Here is an 18074-nt window from a genome sequence, read left to right on the forward strand (position 1 = left end):
TGTTTTATGTTTGCATATGTAATCAAATTGTTAACTTAAGTAACTTATCATCCCTGTTTTTCGTTTTAAATTTTCTTTTGAAATATAAGAATATTTTAATATTTTGGCTGTTCCCACCCATAATGGCATTCATTTTGCTTATTCAGTATTACGTTTTATAAAATTTGTAATATTGAGGGGCAACACTATGAGTTACGTTGCACGTGAACTCAGTCAAAGAAATAAACTGCTACTTGGCTTGGGGTCTTTTTTAATACCAATTCTGATTTGGTGTGCGGTCAGCTATTTGCCATTTATCTGGCATCCACAGGTCGAGATTACCAATCCCGGTAGTGTGAGCTATTTACAGGTCAATAGTCGAATCGATAAAGACGTGTTTTTTTCCGCTGCCCAATCCGCAGTGGATCAGGGTCTGGCCCCACCTCAAGGCATCCTGGTCAATCCCATCTATTTGCCAGCACCGCATCAAGTGGCAATTGCATTGGTAACCGCGTTTACCACCCCTCCTGTTCAACCGAATGCACCCTGGTTTTATGAAAGCCTGTGGCACAGTATCAAGCTGGTCTTTACTGCATTCTTTATTTCTTGCCTGATTGGCATTCCACTCGGAATTTTATGTGGTTTTTCCAAGAAAATTTCCCTGTTAACAGAACCTTTTGTCGAGTTTTTCCGTTACTTGCCTGCTCCGGCTTTTGGTGCACTTGCCGTTGCAATATTGGGAATCAATGATGCACCTAAAATAGCCATTATTGTGATTGGAACCCTGTTCCAGATGATTCTGTTGATTGCTAATACTACTCGTCTGGTCGATCGCAGCCTGATTGAAGCCGGTTTCACCCTAGGCACCAATAAACTCAAAAGCCTGTTTCATGTGGTGATTCCAGCGGCTATGCCAGAAATTTACCGTAATCTGCGCGTGTTGCTGGGTTGGGCGTGGACGTACCTGATCGTAGCTGAACTGATCGGCAGCACCTCCGGAATTACCTGGTTCATTACCCAGCAAGCCCGCTATCAGAACTTTCCCAATGTCTTTGCCGCGATCCTGATTATCGGGGTGATTGGTCTGCTGTGTGATGTGATTTTAATGAAACTGGGACAACGCTTATTTAAATGGAAACCGGGAGCTAACTGATGCAAAACACTGAATTTAATACCCGCGAATACTTTGACAAGATTTATAGCCGTCCGGTGATTCTGGAAGCGAAGCAATTGACGCAAAAATTCAGTCATGGCAAAACTGAACGTACGGTTTTAAATGCACTCAATTTGAAAATTCATAAGCGTGAATTCATCTGTGTGATTGGGCCTTCCGGTTGCGGCAAGTCAACCTTTAGCCGTGTCGTCGCCGGTCTGGATCCTTATAGCAGTGGTGAGATTCTGGTAGATGGTCAGCCAATTACCGGCCCAAGTCCGGAGCGTGGCATGGTGTTCCAGGGCTATACCCTGTTTCCATGGAAAACCGTCAAGGAAAATGTCATGTTTGGTCCGCGCATGAAAGGCCAAAGTAGTGCAGCGGCCGAAGCACAGGCACGTGAATGGATCAATATCATTGGTCTGGAAAAGTATGAAAACCAGTATCCGCATGAGTTGTCTGGCGGGATGAAACAGCGTGTCGCGATTGCCCGGGCTTTGGTCAATGAACCAAAAATCCTGTTGATGGATGAACCTTTTGGAGCACTTGATCCACATACCCGGCAAAAAATGCAGCGTCACTTGATGGACCTGTGGCAAAACATTGATATCACCATCATTTTTGTGACCCACGATATGGATGAAGCCATTTTACTGGCCGACCGGATTGTGGCACTGAAAGCCAATCCGGGTGAAATCAAGGAAATTATCGAAGTTGATCTACCTCGTCCACGCCATCCAGACGTCATGCTTAGTCCTGAATTTAAACAGTTAAGACAACGTGTCGATTATCTTGTGCATGCTGAAGAAGATGAACTGGATCCGGCACTGGCAGAACTGCCAGTCATTCCGCGTATGACCAAGGTCAGCAGCAATAAATAATATTATCCAAAATGCCTTTGGGACGACCCGAAGGTTTTAATCGCTATGTTGGACGACCAACATTAGAGGTGATTGTCATGCAAGCGCAATATGTACTCCCACTGGTTGATATTTCAAAATTACAAAGTCCGGATTTAGCCGATCGTATTGAAGTTGCTCATGCTCTGGATCATGCCTGTAAAGAAGTCGGATTTCTTTATCTGCAAGGTAGCCAGTTTAATTTTGACTACGCCAAAGCCCTGATTGAAATAGCCCAGTCCTATTTTTCTCAGGATCTGGACACCAAAATGCAGCACTATATTGGCAAATCAAAAAACCATAGTGGCTATGTGCCGATTGGCGAAGAACAGTTTGCCGGCAACAGTTATGATTTAAAAGAAGCCTATGATGTCAATTATGATTATCAGGGTACACAAAAAAACTGTCCTTTACTTGGCCCCACCTTATGGCCAGACCATCCGGATTTCAAGTCTATTGTCAGCCAATACTACAGTCATCTGCGTGAGATCAGCCGGCAGATTTTTTCTGCCTTTGCACTGGCATTGGGCGTTCGTGAGGACTTTTTTGAAAGCAAAATTACTGATGCACCAAGTCAGCTACGCTTGATTCATTATCCCTATAATCCGGAAGTGCAAGATGCCGAAGGCATTGGCGCACATACCGATTACGAATGCTTTACCTTGCTGTTACCCACCGCACCCGGCTTACAGGTTTTGAATAAAGCCGGCGAATGGATCGACATTCCCCTGATTGAAAATACACTGGTGATGAATATCGGTGACATGATGGAAATTCTGTCAAATGGTAAGTATCTCGCCACCAAGCACCGCGTGAAAAAGGTCTCGGAAGAACGTTATTCGTTCCCGCTATTTTGCGCCTGCAATTATGACACCGTGATTGAACCGGTTATTCCCACTGAAAATTCCAAATATTCTGCCCTGATCGGGGGTGAGCATCTGTTTAATCAGACCGCCCAGACCTTTCAATATTTAAAACAGCGCGTTGCTAGCGGTGAACTGATCTTAAAAAATGCTGTACCACTTTCTTCTTTTGGACTTGAAGAACAGGCGGAGACAGCATCATGAATCTGTTTGAAGTGATTAAGACTTTAAAGCCCACTATCCCTCAGCCAGAGATTATTCCGGGCTTTTTATTCGGTGCTTTCCGGCGTAAAAGTATCAGTTTTTATAATGGCCTGACTGATGAAAATACCATTGTGTACTGGTTTCAGTCGCGCAGTTTTACCATTGATCTTCGTCTAAAAAGCCAGACGGGAACTGCTGTCCAGGAATGCCAAGGCTGGATTGGCAATACGCTTTGGGATAGCGCTAGCCAGCTATTGTCCTGGGAAGTGAAAGACTACGCCAATTACCAGAATCATGTGCAATGGCCGGAACCAGCCAGGTTGCATGCGATTGGCAACTGCATTCTGGAATTTTCTCCAAGTAATGTCTATGTGGAAGACTGGCGCCAGCAGGTACAGCACGGTTTATTTTTAGGGCTGCGGCTGCAATCTGCGATTGATGTTCAATCTGGTCAGACACTGGAAATGGATGGTGGTCTGATTATTTGTGGTGATCATATTGCTTATGCCCTGACGCGTTTGCCTGAAGTGCAAAGTGTAGTAGCTCAAATGGATTTGAAAGCAGTCGATCCGACCGTGTTTGCCTTGGTGGAAAGTTTTGAAGTTTCTATCGGGACTGATGGCCAAGCTAAAACTTACAGCACCCGCACAAGCGAAACAGGCAAAGCCTTTAAGCTGGAAAATTTTGAAGTTCTCAATGAAAGCAGTCTGGTTCAGCATGTCATTTTAGATGGTCGTCAAATTGACCTGATTTTTGAGCTGGATATATACCAGCCGGATTACCAATTTCAATATGCCACCCCCACGACTACACAAGCTGAAAGCTGGTTAAAGTCAGAACAGGATCACCTGATGCAGCATGCAGCACGGGTGTTATAGGGAGAAATATGTCTTTTTTATATCTTTCGATTGCCATTATTGCAGAAGTCATTGCAACTTCTGCATTGAAAGCTTCCAATGGTTTTAGCGTGCTCTGGCCTTCACTTGCCACCATTGCCGGTTATGCCGTTGCCCTGTTTTTCCTGTCATTGACCATGAAAACCATCCCGATGGGCATTGCTTATGCAATCTGGTCTGGTGCCGGTATTATCCTGATTTCAGCGGTTGGCCTCTTGGTGTTTAAACAGCAACTGGATCTTCCGGCGCTGATCGGGCTGGCGTTTATGATCATTGGCATTATTTTTATCAATGTCTTTTCCAAAAGTACGCAGCTTTAATTTTTTAATATTCATCTGATAGTAAAAATCCCCAGACCGGGGATTTTTTATGCAAGAGATCAGGCTTTATTGCAGCTCTTGTACCAGCGTTGGAACAATCACGCCATCCACGTTCATTTCAGTCGTATAAATGCCGTTAGCCACATTGAACTTGTTCACATGGTAGCTGGAACCATAGATCGAGTCGAAGCCATCACCTTTGGTAAAGACTTTCTTATTGGCGGCCAGATCCAGCAAATGCGTGCCATCAATGAACTGCATATAGGTTTTCGCATCGACACCGACACGTTTGGACATGATCTGCGCAGCGTCTTCTCGAGTCGCCGGGTCATTGATGTATTTGACGGTTTTATCCCAAACCTGAATCACCTTTTTCCATTGCTCTTTATTGGCTTCCAGATGGGCGGGATTCACGGTCAAGGTATCGTAGATTAATCCCGGCTTGTCTTTAGAGGTGAAAATGATTTTTGAACCGGCCACTGCAGATAGAGCCTGATTCGCCACTGGCTGCCATACCGCAATCGCATCAATATCGGGAGTGGCAAAAACCTGTGGCAATTCATTGGTCATGGTATTGACCAGTTTGACCTCATTCATGCCAATTTTGGCATCCTCTAGTGCAGTGGACAGTAACAAGTGATCGACCAGGCCTTTTTCAGTCGCAACTGTTTTACCGCGCAGATCCTGAATTGAGTTAATGCCATTCTTGGCAATAATTACGTCATTTCCAGCTGAATAATCAGTCGCCATGATCATCACACCCTTGGTACCGCCAGAGCCAGTGACCAGATTATCACCATTGGTGACCAGTACAGCATCCAGCTGATTCGCTGCGAATGCAGAGAGTGAAGCAGAATAGTCAAACCATTTAAAATCGGCATTAACTCCGGCATCTTCCAGCCAGCCTTTTTCAATCGCCACCTGCCAGGCCACAAATCCCGGCCAGTCACTATAACCAATCCGGATGGGCTGAGTCGTCACACGTCCTTCTGCCTTGGCACTTGGTTCAGGTACTTTAGCAGTATTGTCACAGCCACTAAAAAGGATTGCAGACAGTACGGAAACGGACATCAGTGCTTTTTTGATCATTTTGCGACTTCCCCTATGCATTCACATTTAAATTTGGTATTTGAAAGTTGTTTAGATTTCATAAATTCGCGCCAGCCACCGAAATGACTGATATCTGTTGCATCTTCAAGTGCATAGCCTTCACAGATAAAGCCTTTCACCCAAGTACCATCAATCAGCTGGACATTACCGATCCCCAAAGGTGCCGGAACTTCTGCAACAATGTCCCCGAACAGTGCACGTGGAATGTCCCAGACCTCTACTTCAATTGAAAAGCCTTTGGCGTTGTATTGCAGGCCAGGCTTTGGCGGTGTGGTATTTTTTAAAGCATAGAGTTTGTAATGTGAAGCAGTCCGGGTCTGCTTGATCAGGGTGCCACCACGTGTGGTCAGCTGAAAATTCAGTGGCATACCGGTCAGATGTGCACCGACGACAGCCAGTTTGACGCTGTGACCCGATGAGATTTCAGTTATTTTTTCATAGCTAAGTTCAGATGTGCCCAACTTTAACTGGCTTGCTTGCTGCCATTTTTGCCCGAATTTGGCCAGTGCTTCATCCATCCAGGCTGGCGCAATAAAGGTCACACCCGTTGGAAGACCATCGGCACGAATGCTGTTTGGTAGAGCCAAAGCCGACAGGTCGGCAAAATTGACAAAATTGGTATAAGCGCCCATATGGCTGTTTTTGACCAGAGGATCGGCTTCTACTTCTGCAATGCGATAAATAGTGGGTGCAGTAGGCACCATCAAGGCATCATAATCTGCCAGTGTATTTTGAATAATACGGCTCAGGCGGGCGCGTTCATATTCATCTTGCATGGCATCGACCGCATTGAACCGGTCTGCCTGCGCAATAATCTGGCCAATTACCGGATGGGTCTGCTCGCGTTGCACCATTTTTTCTACGGCACTGGTACGTTCAGCCACCCAAGAGCGATTGTAAAGTGCAGTCGCCAGTTGCTGAAATGGAGCAAAATCAATCGGCTCAACCGTATAGCCCAAGCTTTGTACACGTGCGATCGCCAGATTAAACGCTTTTTCAGTTTCAGCATCGCCATAAAATTCCAGTGTATCCGGAATGGCAATTTTCCCTTTTGAAAATTGGCTCGGTACATTTTGAGGATGTACTCGGGAATAATCATCACTGGCATCATAGCCTTGCATGACTTGCGCCACCTGCCAGGCATCATCCACCGTTAAGGCAAAAATCGAAATCACATCGATGGTGCGACAAGCCGGAATCAGGCCTGTAGTCGAGAACCAGCCTTTGGTCGGTTTGAGTCCGACAATATTATTGTGCCCTGCCGGCACACGTCCTGAACCTGCAGTATCTGTACCCAAGCTGAATGGTACTTGGCCATTCGCAACTGCCACACTGGAACCGGAACTTGAACCACCACTGATATATTCAGGATTAAAGCTGTTCTTCACCGCACCGTATGGAGAGCGCACCCCAACCAGACCTGTCGCAAACTGATCCAGATTGGTTTTACCCACGACAATCGCTCCAGCAGCTTTTAATTTGGCTACTGCGGTTGCATCGGAAGTCGCCAGATAAGCTACCTCTTTACATGCTGCTGTGGTATAGAACCCTGCAACATCAATATTGTCCTTGACTGCAAATGGCACCCCATAAAGTGGCAAGCTTGCACTATCTGCACCAGTCAATGCATCAATTTGTGCCTGTAATTGTGCTGCTGTCGCAATTGAAATCCAGGCATGATCGTCATTCTTAAACTCGGCAACATACTCAATCAGGTCACTAAGCTGGATATTGTTATTCTGGTAGGCGTGTTGCCAGTCCTGTACAGTCCATAAGTTGTGCACAGCTGTTCTCCTTAAGTGTGTTCGGTATTTTGTGGAATGGGCGGCATGACAGCATCCATCAGTTCGAGATGCCCTTTAATCACGCCTTTCAGTGCAATAAATTGTTCGCTAATTTCTTTCAGGTCACTGCTCGCGCCCTGCATCAGCATGACTTGCAGGATTTTTTCATCATCCAGCTGGATATGCAGTGAATTGATCACTTGTGCCAGATACTGCTGTTGCAGATCGACCAGCTGACTGCGCAGCGGTTTCAGACTGACGTCATAGAGCAAGGTGAGTGTGCCAACCATGACTTCATCGCGAATCACCAGATCATCAATCAGGTGACGGTTAATCATGTCGACAATGGCCTGCGAACGGCTTTCATAGTGCTGCTCGACAATTTTTTGATCCATTGCCTGAAGCGTTGTTTCTGGCACGGTGATACTGATCCGTGCCAATTTTTGTTTAGGCACGATGTTGATCCTTGGGTTGATATTGGGAAGACTGTTTAATGTGAAAGCCTGCGCGTACGCTGAGTAGCTCAACCAGAAAGTGAAGCCATGGATGCATTTTTTTATTTGATGTCGGATTGTTCACGTGCATCTCCTGTGGATATTACAAAACCAGAATTTCGTATTACTTAGGAAAATGCAGAAAGCGTGCCAGTTTTTAGTTATTTGGATGAGGTGAATAAACTTTTATAAAGGGGCGAAAAAAAGCCCCATAACAGTGAGATGGGGCTTGTTCTAAAGCAAAAGTAAGTTTTGTATTTCACCGGTTTATTCCATTTTGATGATCATGCCCTTGCTATTCTTTTTATACATGAATGGTTAACCGATGTTTGTGATTATGAGTGATCAAGTGTATTGCTCTCCTGTATTTATGTTGTATATAAATAAAAGCATAAAGCGTGCCACAATATAAAATAGAGTGCAATTTAAGCAGAATGCGTGGGAAATTAATTACATACGTAAAAAGAGGCAAAACAAGAATGATTTATTTTTTAAGTATGCTTAAAAAAATAGGCCATTTTGCACCATTGGGGTTCGAGGGTGCATCAAAGTGTGGCTAAGTGATTCAGGCCGTCATCTATTAAGGTGTTATACTGCTAAAATAAAGACCAACCAGATTTGAATCAATCACTATTTCATAACTCATTTGAAAAGTAATGAATTGCTGCTAAATTAGCTCCCATATTTGGGGGCTTTTTATGACTGAAAAATTATATTATTGGGCTGAAAACTTAGACAATTATACTTCAGACAATGAAGTCGACTACGATAAAATTATAGAAATAAAAAGATTAAACTTTTTTATTGGGAAAAATAATGCAGGGAAAAGTCGTTTTCTAAGATCATTATTTCAAACTATAATTGACTTTCATTCTTTAAATAGCCTAACTCATCATGAAGATATTAAACATATTGAAAATTTAGTCAATTCACTAGCAGAGTATAGCTTTAGCCTAGATAATAGATCAGGTTATCAAAAAACACATCTATTACCCCATATAACTAATATTTTAAATGCACCTTTATTTCCTAGAGCTGAGTATAAAAGATTTTTTGATCAACAATTTAATGATTTATCTAGATATACTCATGCTAATACCAAAGAATTAGAAACATTTTATGAAAAAATTAAAAAAGATATAGATCACTTTAATAACTTTTTAGGTTTTAGCAAAAAATCCTATATTCCTATACTAAGAGGTATGCGCCCTGTTAATTTAGAAGAAAATAAAAAAGCCTATTATGAGCGTACCCATAAAGATTACTTTATGGATAAAGAATCAAACGGAGAATGTTTAGAGAATAGAAAATTTAATTTATCAAACATAATTACAGGTGAAGGCCTCTACCATGAACTTAAAATTCACCTTTTAGGCGAACCAGAACAACGTGAACTGATTAAAAAATATGAAGAAAAATTAAGCGAATATTTTTTTGATAATGAACCTGTTTCACTTATCCCTAAGCATGATCAAGATGTTGTAAATATTAAAATAGGTAGTGATAGGCAATTCCCTATTTCACAGTTAGGTGATGGTTTACAACAAGCAATCATTTTGACTTATGAAGCATTCATCAACAAAGATAAAAGACATGCTTTCTTTATAGAAGAGCCTGAGTTACATATGCACGCAGGTATGGTTCGTCAGCTTATGAATTTCTATTTGGATGAAACTGACCACTATTATTTCTTTACAACGCACTCCAATCATTTACTCGATATGGCAGATGAATCTGACCAAGTCATAATTCAAAAATTTGTAAAACAACCGAAAATAGATAACCCAAGCGAATTTGATTTTAAAATTAAGCGTTGTGACCGAGATCGTGACCTACTTGCTTCATTAGGCGTACGTCCTTCTTCTGTTTATTTGGCGAACTGTACGATATGGGTAGAAGGCATTACCGATCGGCTCTATATCACTAAATATATGGAAAAATATTTAGCTGAATTAGAAGAATCGAATGAAGAGCTTTATAAAAAGTATCGTCGTTTTATGCCGAATTATCACTATACATTTGTAGAGTATGCAGGAAGTAATTTAGTGCATTGGTGCTTTAGTGATACATATGCTGATCAATTGGAAGCTAAAGGTTTAAGTGCTAAAGCTGTCGCAAGTGAAATGTTACTCATTGCTGATGGTGATATTCAAGGTAAAGCTGATCGTGTAGAAGTTTTAAAGCGTGAGTTGAAAAAAGATAATTATTTAATTTTAGAGTGCAAGGAAACAGAAAATACTCTGCCGAAAGAGGCAATCATTAGAGTAGCTCAAAAAAAGTTTAGCAAGATGCAAACTAGAACTAAACAGGGGTTTACTATAGAAAAGTTAGATTCAATCACTGCATCTGATTACTTTGATCATAAAGATTATGGAATAGGAAAACTATTAGACGATCAAATACGAAATACCAGAACATCAACTGATAAAACTGCATTTGCTGATGGTAAAGGTGTAGGTACAATAAAATATAAACTAGATTTCTGCCGAGAAATCATCAAAGATTTCGATGAAAAACCTGATTGGGAATTTACACCAAAAGCCAAAGCGTTATGTGAACGAATATTTAAGCATATCGAAAAATGTAATTCTTAAATCTCCCCTAACCCCTCTTTAATAAAGAGGGGAAATTCCCTCCTTTGAAAAAGGAGGGTTAGGGAGGATTCTTTAAGCCACTGGCGCCAACGTAAACAACACTTGTCCCGTTTTTACCGTCTGCCCTTTTTCAATCGTAATTGCTTCAACCTTCATACGCTCAGGCGCAATAATTGGAATCTCAATCTTCATTGCTTCAATCACAGCTAAGGTTGCACCTTCTTCCACAATATCCCCCGACTGACATTCAATTTTCCAAATTGAACCCGGCATATGCGATTCCACCGCACAACCACCTTCAGGCACTTCAACACCTTCGCCATCATCTACAGCATCCAGACTTTCAGACACATATTCTGCAAGCCCTGCTTCATGCCAGCGTTTACGTTCAGCATCAAAGTTGGCTTGTTGCACTGCTTTAAAGGCAGAAATGGACTCTTGGTTTTCGATTAAGAAGTCATTGTATTCTTTCAGGTTCAATACACCATCTTCAATACGCAATTTTAAACGACCGGCTTTAAAGTCCTCACGCATTTGCATGAGTTCAGCTTCAGACACTTCATAAAACTTAATCTGGTCAAAGAAACGCAATAACCACGGCATACCTTGTTCAAAGTCTGGGTTTTTACGGTAGCGTGACCACATTTGCGAGGTACGACCGACAAACTGATAACCGCCCGGACCTTCCATACCGTATACGCACATATACGCACCGCCAATACCGACAGCATTTTCAGGTGTCCACGTACGCGCAGGGTTATATTTGGTGGTGACTAAACGCTGACGCGGATCAAGTGGCGTTGCCACAGGCGCACCCAAATACACATCGCCCAAGCCCATGACCAAATAACTCGCGTTATAAACCACGTCTTTCACGGCTTGTTTGTCTTTTAAACCATTAATACGACGGATAAATTCGATATTGTCCGGACACCACGGTGCATCAGGGCGCACGGTTTGCATATAACGTTCGGTTGCAAGTTGGGTCTGTGAATCTTCCCACGCAAGCGGTAAATACACAGTACGTGATGGCACTTGCATCTCGGTGACATCAGGCAGTTGCTCTTCAGCGACTTGAAGCATACGCAGTAACTCAATCTGATCGAGCTGAGTCGAATCAAAATGAATTTGTAGCGAACGAATACCCGGTGTCAGGTCAATAATGCCTTGAATGTGTTGATCTTTCACCCATTGCATCAGTGCATGAACACGGAAACGCAAGTTTAAATCTAAAACCAGTTCGCCATATTCCACCAACATATAGTTGTTTCCGGCAGGACGATACACCACATCAGGCGTGCCATTTTGACCTTTTAAGGTATCTAAAATGGCAGATTTCAACGTGCTGATTTCAGGATAGAACGATTCATCAAAAGTGACAGCTTGCGTATCTTGAGCATTTAATTGCGCATGATATTTTTCATTCAGCAATTTCGCTTGATGGTAACTCACAGGCACAAATTTGACTTTATCGCCTGCTTTGAGTTGACCGAGTTTCCACAGCTCAGAATTGATCACTACCGCAGGACACACGAAACCACCGAGGCTTGGACCATCTGGACCGAGAATAATTGGCATATCACCGGTGAAATCAATCGCACCAATCGCATAGGCATTGTCATGAATATTGGATGGATGCAGACCTGCTTCACCACCGTCCTGACGAGCCCATTCAGGTTTTGGTCCAATCAAACGGATACCGGTACGGCTTGAGTTAAAGTGAATTTCAAACTCGTTGGCAAAGAAGGTATCAATGTCGTTTTTGGTAAAGAAATCCGGCGCACCATGTGGACCATACATCACCGCAATTTCCCAAGAGTTTGAGAATGCAGGGATTTGATCTTCTATTAATGCTTTGACGTCATCGGATGTAAATGCCGTGATTGGAAGCATATCTCCAATCAGTAAATTACGCCCTGCATGACCGCCAAACTGACCCAAGGTAAAAGTCGCTTGTGAGCCTAAATATTCAGGCACATTCAGACCACCTTTAATCCCGATATAAGTACGGCAACCTGTGGCGATCTTGCCACATTTCAGCATCTGACCTTTACGCACATTCACAGTTTGCCACATCGGGACAGACACACCATCCAAAGTCGATGGCATATCGCCACCTGCTAATACAATTTGGCTATCGCAATGGAATTTTAAGCTTGGACCTTGCAAAGTACATTCAAGCCCTGCGGTATTGGGTGCATTGCCTAACAATTGGTTCGCGACATTTAAAGACAGCGGATCAATCGCACCTGATGGTGGCACACCAACATCCCAATAGCCCAAACGACCTGTGACATCTTGCACGGCAGTTTGAATGCCCGCTTGTAAGACTTCAATTTTTTGGGTTTTCCATTCAAAGGTATTTAAAAAGCGCGTGGTCTGTGTACCGGCTTTAAATACATCGCAGTCGATAATGTTTTGTAGATATTCAAGATTGGTTTCAATGCCTGCCACTTGGGTTTTAGCCAGCGTGTCGGTCATGGTTTGAATTGCTGATTCACGATCATCTGCTGTGACAATGATTTTGGCAATCATCGGGTCATAGAAAGATGAGACATTTGAGCCTGTTTCTACCCATGTTTCATTACGGGCATTGGCATCAAAATCAACATGCGTCAGCAAACCTGCACTTGGTTGGAAATTTTTGATTGGATCTTCGGCATAGAGACGTACTTGGATCGAATGACCTTTAGATTCAAGTTTTGATGTTGGGGCAACCCAATCACCACTGCCTAAAGTCACCATCCATTCAACAAGATCGACACCAAAGACTTGCTCAGTGACGCCATGTTCGACTTGTAGACGAGTATTTACTTCCAAGAAATAAAATTCTTGCGTGTCGGTATCCATCACAAATTCAACTGTACCTGCGGAGCGGTAATTCACCGATTGCATCAATTGAATCGCGACATTTTGAATATAGGCACGTTGCTCATCGTTGAGATGTGGTGCAGGTGTTTCCTCAATCACTTTTTGGTTACGACGTTGCACCGAACAATCACGTTCACCTAAAGCTAAGACTAAACCATTGCCATCACCAAAAATTTGCACTTCAATATGACGGGCATTTTGCACAAATTTTTCGAGGTACAAACCTGCATCTTTAAAGTTGACTTGTGCTAAATAAGACACGGTTGCATAAGCATCTTTCAGCTCTTCCGCATTCCACACCAAGCGCATGCCGATGCCACCACCACCTGCTGTACTTTTCAGCATCACAGGATAGCCAATACGTTCCGCTTCAAGCAGTGCTTCAGCTTCATCAGCCAATAACTGACTACCCGGAAGTAACGGTACATTGGCTTGAATTGCAAGCTCACGTGCCGTGTGTTTTAAACCAAAGGCTTTCATCTGTTCCGCATTTGGTCCTAAGAACACAATGCCTTGTGCTTCACACAAATTACAGAATTCCGCATTTTCAGACAGGAAGCCATAACCCGGATGAATAGCTTCTGCCCCAGTTTGTTTGGCAACTTCTAGGATTTTATCGACATTGAGATAGCTTTGGCTTGCAGGTGCATCACCAATCAACACTGCTTCATCGGCTAAAGTCACATGCAATGAATCACGGTCCGCTTCTGAGTAGACCGCAACAGATTGAATGCCGAGTTTTTTAAGGGTACGAATGACACGACACGCAATTGCACCACGGTTGGCGATGAGTACTTTATTAAACATGGCTTACTCCTCGCCTTCACGGATGATTAATTGGATTTTTGTTGGGTTATAGGCATTACATGGGTTATTCAGTTGCGGGCAATTCGAGATCAGCACAATTAAATCCATCTCCGCTTTAATTTCCACATATTTACCTGGTGCAGAAATACCATCATCAAATTTCAGGTGACCGTCTGAAGTCACCGGTACATTCATAAAGAAGTTAATGTTTGGACCGATATGGCGCACATTCAGACCATGCTTTTTCGCAATCGGATGTTGCGACAATGCGATCATGAAATTATTACGGCAACTGTGCATTGGGTATTTGTCATGGGCATAACGTACGGTATTACTTTCACATGAACATGCACCGCCTAAAGTGTCATGGCGACCGCAATTGTCATCATTAATGGTGGCGATTTTATTGCCAAAGTTAGTATATAAAGTTGTGCCTTTTTCGAGATAAATTTGACGGTTCATCGCCAAAGTATCGGTTGCGCTATAACGCTCTTCAGGGTTATGTGCGGAAATAAATAAGGTATCCACCGCCTGATTGCCTTCTAGATCCACGATGCGGAAATACTGGCCTTTTTTGACTTCGCACATCCACGCTTCACCGGCAGGACAAACTTCGCTGAGTACTGATTTTTCTAGGTTTACTAATGCAGTCATGATTATTCCCCTTAAGCAGTTAAAGCGTAGTAGCGGTTATTATTTTGGAACGCACGCTGATTTTGCGGGCATGAATCACGGCAGACATCGGTGTCGCCTAAAGGAAGTGCTTTAAACAGTGAGAGTTGAATATCAGCGGGTACATATTCAGATGAGTTATCTAAGGCATGCGGTGCGCTAGATAAAAACACCAAACAATCCATTTCAAAGCGCAGTTCAATCACTTGATCGGTATTGTCAGACTTCACATAAGACAAGTTGCCGTTGTCATCCGGTTGAACTTTTGAGAAGAGGTTTAAAGTATTGCTTAAGTCCGTAGCCGATAAACCAAACTTGGTCATCTCTAAAAGCAGACTGTCTTTGCCATTGCGGTACATATCGTTACGGGCATCCTGGAAGGTCTTCGTGCCAAACTGTGCTTCAATTTGCGGTGCGGTACTTGGTGCACAAAAAGCATCATTCCAACCGTGGTCATCTTTGACAATTGACACCATCGCACGACCCAAATCTGACGCCAAAATGTGCCCTGTACTTAAAAATGCGCTGTGTTGACCTTTAAGGCTGTCTGGCATGTTATAGGCTTCAAGCTTGTCTTCACTATTCACACAAAACAGTGAAACATTGGTATTTGCGCCCAAGGATTTGAGTTGTAAAACTGCGCCACGTTGAATGCGCGCTGACCAGTGATGGCCACCCGGTAAAAGTTCAGTCCAAAGTGCGGAATCTTCGTGATAAGTAGTTGTGCTCATAACAGCCCCTGCATCTAACTTGTACGGTTTACCTCCCGGGCTTTTATCCCTCCGTGTAGCTTTGGTTTTAGAAAACCTAGCCGTGAACTCTCGGTCGCAGACCTACATGAATCTTCATGTATCGGAACCCTAGATCACTTTATGATTGATTAGATAGATGCAAAGGCTGTGCCAAACTGGTAATACTATTTTTTATATTCGTAATACTTTTTTTTGAGATGGAACTGATCACTTCAGGTGCAAGGCTCTGAAAAAGGCATCAAGATGTACCAAAATAAAAAAATCCCGGCTTGAACCGGGAGTTTAAAATCTAGAGATGAGAACTCAATCAAACTATTTAAGTTGTAGAGTTATTTACTTAAAATCTCATGCAGCATATTGCGTAACCATTGATGGCTGGTTTTATGATGACAGGACATATGCCAATACTGCTTTACGGAATAGGTCGGGAACGCAATTGGCGCATTAAAGATCTTGAGATTGCCACGTGATAACAGGACTTCACTCAAATAATAAGGCACGGTCGCAATCGCATCGGTTTCCTGCACTACCAGTCCGACTCCCAGATAACTTGGCAGACGCATTAGAATGTCACGCTTAAGTTCCAGATTCAGCAATTCATTTTCAATATGGTAATGCCCCATCCCGGCATCAATATCGATATGCGTTTCACGTAAATACTCTTCGGTCGTGATGCTGTCACCCGTGAGCCGCGGATGATCTTTCGCCGCGATCACTACATAATATTGCTCAAACAGTTTCTGCTGATAAAAGCCATTCTCCAGATTTGGCAAGAAGCCCAAAGCCAGATCAATCTCGCCATTGGCCATTTGATAGCTGGTTTCTGACGTAATCGGACGCACATTCAGACGGATATGGGATGCATGCTGCTTCAGATACTGGGAAATTTTTGGCAATAACACCAGATGGGATACATCGGTCATCGCCAGTGTAAAGCGCTGCTGTGAAGTGACCTGATCAAAATTGATCGTAAAATTATTGATTGCTTCAACTTTGCTCAGTGCTTCGCTGACCAAGGGAAAGAGCTGTTTGGACAGATCCGTAGGTAGCATCTCATTACCAATACGTAAAAATAAAGGATCACCATAATGCTGGCGAATTTTATTCAGCAGATTGCTCACCGCTGGCTGGCTCATATCTAAATGATCGGCTGCCTGAGATACGTTTTTAAATTTATAGACATAATAAAAAATACTGAGCAATTTACAGTCAAGTTCAAACACAGAAATACATTTCCTTTAACTTTCTCATCATTCGGACAGGTCTTTCATCCGCATAAGTCTATTGAGGGTCAGATTAAAATATAACACTTCGCAACTATTTTCAGGATTAAACTCGCTGTAATTTTCCGTAAACAAATACTTTTGCCAGATGAATACATCCATTAAAAAGTACCTTAGCGTAAAATTTCCAGCCCGGTTTGTTCAGGTCAGTTAAACATTTAAATCGTATGCGATATACTCAGCCACACCCAATAGATGGTGAAAATACAGAGAAATCTTATATGTTTCAGGATAAAAAGCTGGTCTGTTTTGATCTGGATGGTACGTTGATTGATTCTGTAGGCATCTGGAATCAGGTCGATGCAGCCCTGATTGATGAGCTCTCCAACAGAAAAGTCGATTTACATGAGATTCAGCAACAACGCGATCTTCAACTTACCGCCATGAGACATAGGCCAGATCCTTATCTGGAATATTGTGGATTTTTAAAAGAACAATACGGTTTTGAACCAGCTAAAGAAGAAGTAAAAAATCGTCGTTATACAATTTCCCGACATTTTCTGGATGATATCGTCGAGTTAAAACCTCGGGCCGACCTCTTGGTTCAGGCTTTAAAACAGCAACAGATATCTCTGGCTCTGACCACCACCACCAGTTTATTCAATGTACAGCGCTATCAGGATAACAATCGAAATATTAATTCTAAAATCAGCTTTGATAAGGATTTTGCCTTGATTCTCACCCGTGAAAATGTCCAGAATATTAAACCTCATCCCGAGGTTTACCTGAATGTTTTGCAAACCTTTAACCTTCGACCTGAGGAATGTCTAATTATTGAAGACTCTTTAGTCGGTGTAGAAGCAGCAAATCATGCGGGCATCGAGGTGGTGGCAATTTATGATCAGCACTCCGCTCATGAAATAGATTTGATCAAAGCCAAAGCGAATTATTTTGTCGAAGATTTTGCTGAATTATTAAGTTTCCTCCCATAAAGCATTCCTAAAAAAAGATGTCATGCTTTATCCTTGCACATGACATCTTTGATTTTATCTTGTGCGTAAAATTCTCGCTGACTATTTGGCTTTTTTGTAGACTGAACCTGAACCGACCAGATTTCCGGTTTTCTCATCGATTGCGAAATCGACCATACCTGCACCTGCGTTCAACTGAAGCAGGCCATTTTCGCTCACTGCTGCGGGCATTGGATTCTTTTTCTCGGTTTTACCGGTTTCCTTATCTTTAATAGTATTGGTTATCAGATAATTTTTACCATTTTTGGAAATAACCAGAATATTTTCAAGTTTTGGATTTTCCATGGTGTTTTTCCAATTGCCCTGATAATCTGGTGCTGGCGTTTCAGGGGTATTACAAGCTGTTAGAAGCACTAATAATGGGATTGCTGAAAAATATTTAAGATATTGCAAAATTGAGACCTTAGATGATAGAACGCGGC

16 protein-coding genes and 1 riboswitch are annotated in these 18074 nt (G+C 42.6%); of the genes, 7 read left to right on the forward strand and 9 right to left on the reverse strand.

Annotated elements, in window-relative coordinates; translation table 11 throughout:
- The first annotated feature begins 187 nt into the window (after positions 1-187).
- From VXP95_RS00395 to VXP95_RS00415, 5 genes are all read left to right on the forward strand, one after another.
- Positions 188-1132 carry an ABC transporter permease gene (locus tag VXP95_RS00395; protein WP_416680239.1) on the forward strand — a complete coding sequence of 315 codons (945 nt, stop codon included), beginning with the start codon at positions 188-190 and terminating at the stop codon, positions 1130-1132.
- Entirely contained in the window at positions 1132-2013 is an 882-nt protein-coding gene (locus VXP95_RS00400; protein ID WP_064096740.1) for an ABC transporter ATP-binding protein, read from the forward strand. Before VXP95_RS00395 ends, VXP95_RS00400 begins: the two co-directional genes overlap by 1 nt.
- Positions 2014-2090: 77 nt before the next feature.
- The gene (locus VXP95_RS00405) at positions 2091-3098 is read left to right on the forward strand and encodes an isopenicillin N synthase family dioxygenase (RefSeq protein WP_416711139.1); all 1008 of its coding nucleotides are present in this window, start codon (positions 2091-2093) and stop codon (positions 3096-3098) included.
- A complete protein-coding gene (locus tag VXP95_RS00410) occupies positions 3095-3976 on the forward strand; it encodes a hypothetical protein (protein ID WP_416705601.1) in 882 nt (293 codons plus the stop codon). Before VXP95_RS00405 ends, VXP95_RS00410 begins: the two co-directional genes overlap by 4 nt.
- Positions 3977-3984: 8 nt before the next feature.
- Complete coding sequence (locus VXP95_RS00415) at positions 3985-4314, forward strand: DMT family transporter (RefSeq protein WP_416680243.1); 330 nt, start codon at positions 3985-3987, stop codon at positions 4312-4314.
- A 66-nt stretch (positions 4315-4380) separates the two neighbouring features.
- Here the strand turns inward: VXP95_RS00415 and VXP95_RS00420 are convergent, their stop codons facing one another.
- Genes VXP95_RS00420 through VXP95_RS00435 form a run of 4 tightly spaced genes read right to left on the reverse strand, consistent with a single transcriptional unit; the run spans position 4381 to position 7787 of the window.
- A complete protein-coding gene (locus tag VXP95_RS00420; protein ID WP_416711141.1) occupies positions 4381-5403 on the reverse strand; it encodes an ABC transporter substrate-binding protein in 1023 nt (340 codons plus the stop codon).
- Complete coding sequence (gene atzF / locus VXP95_RS00425) at positions 5400-7208, reverse strand: allophanate hydrolase (RefSeq protein WP_416711143.1); 1809 nt, start codon at positions 7206-7208, stop codon at positions 5400-5402. The genes VXP95_RS00420 and atzF overlap by 4 nt, the downstream gene beginning before the upstream one ends.
- Before the next feature lie 11 nt (positions 7209-7219).
- Positions 7220-7663 (reverse strand): CopG family ribbon-helix-helix protein, encoded by a 444-nt coding sequence (locus VXP95_RS00430; protein WP_004894906.1) that lies wholly within the window; start codon positions 7661-7663, stop codon positions 7220-7222.
- The gene (locus VXP95_RS00435; protein WP_004647016.1) at positions 7656-7787 is read right to left on the reverse strand and encodes a hypothetical protein; all 132 of its coding nucleotides are present in this window, start codon (positions 7785-7787) and stop codon (positions 7656-7658) included. The genes VXP95_RS00430 and VXP95_RS00435 overlap by 8 nt, the downstream gene beginning before the upstream one ends.
- Before the next feature lie 613 nt (positions 7788-8400).
- On the opposite strand from VXP95_RS00435, the gene VXP95_RS00440 reads away from it, so the two are divergent.
- Positions 8401-10296 carry an AAA family ATPase gene (locus VXP95_RS00440; RefSeq protein WP_416711145.1) on the forward strand — a complete coding sequence of 632 codons (1896 nt, stop codon included), beginning with the start codon at positions 8401-8403 and terminating at the stop codon, positions 10294-10296.
- A 72-nt stretch (positions 10297-10368) separates the two neighbouring features.
- Here VXP95_RS00440 and uca read toward each other — a convergent pair whose 3' ends face one another.
- The 4 genes from uca to VXP95_RS00460 form a co-directional block, all read right to left on the reverse strand.
- Complete coding sequence (gene uca, locus VXP95_RS00445; RefSeq protein WP_416711146.1) at positions 10369-13974, reverse strand: urea carboxylase; 3606 nt, start codon at positions 13972-13974, stop codon at positions 10369-10371.
- A 3-nt stretch (positions 13975-13977) separates the two neighbouring features.
- Positions 13978-14628: an urea amidolyase associated protein UAAP2 gene (locus VXP95_RS00450; RefSeq protein ID WP_144724712.1), complete on the reverse strand. Its 651-nt coding sequence runs from the start codon at positions 14626-14628 to the stop codon at positions 13978-13980.
- 11 nt (positions 14629-14639) lie between these two features.
- The gene (locus VXP95_RS00455) at positions 14640-15377 is read right to left on the reverse strand and encodes an urea amidolyase associated protein UAAP1 (protein ID WP_064102896.1); all 738 of its coding nucleotides are present in this window, start codon (positions 15375-15377) and stop codon (positions 14640-14642) included.
- Between the two features lie 30 nt (positions 15378-15407).
- Positions 15408-15521: riboswitch (guanidine-I (ykkC/yxkD leader) on the reverse strand.
- 206 nt (positions 15522-15727) lie between these two features.
- Positions 15728-16621, reverse strand: coding sequence for a LysR family transcriptional regulator (locus tag VXP95_RS00460; RefSeq protein ID WP_004280389.1), 894 nt, complete (start codon positions 16619-16621; stop codon positions 15728-15730).
- A 281-nt stretch (positions 16622-16902) separates the two neighbouring features.
- On the opposite strand from VXP95_RS00460, the gene VXP95_RS00465 reads away from it, so the two are divergent.
- Positions 16903-17613, forward strand: a complete 711-nt coding sequence (locus VXP95_RS00465; protein ID WP_416711148.1) for an HAD family hydrolase — start codon at positions 16903-16905, stop codon at positions 17611-17613.
- Between the two features lie 81 nt (positions 17614-17694).
- On the opposite strand, the gene VXP95_RS00470 is transcribed toward VXP95_RS00465, so the two are convergent.
- A complete protein-coding gene (locus tag VXP95_RS00470; RefSeq protein ID WP_064096729.1) occupies positions 17695-18045 on the reverse strand; it encodes a hypothetical protein in 351 nt (116 codons plus the stop codon).
- Between the last annotated feature and the right edge of the window lie 29 nt (positions 18046-18074).

This window comes from Acinetobacter sp. 226, from assembly GCF_048147925.1.
GTDB classification, from domain to species: Bacteria; Pseudomonadota; Gammaproteobacteria; order Pseudomonadales; family Moraxellaceae; genus Acinetobacter; species Acinetobacter pecorum.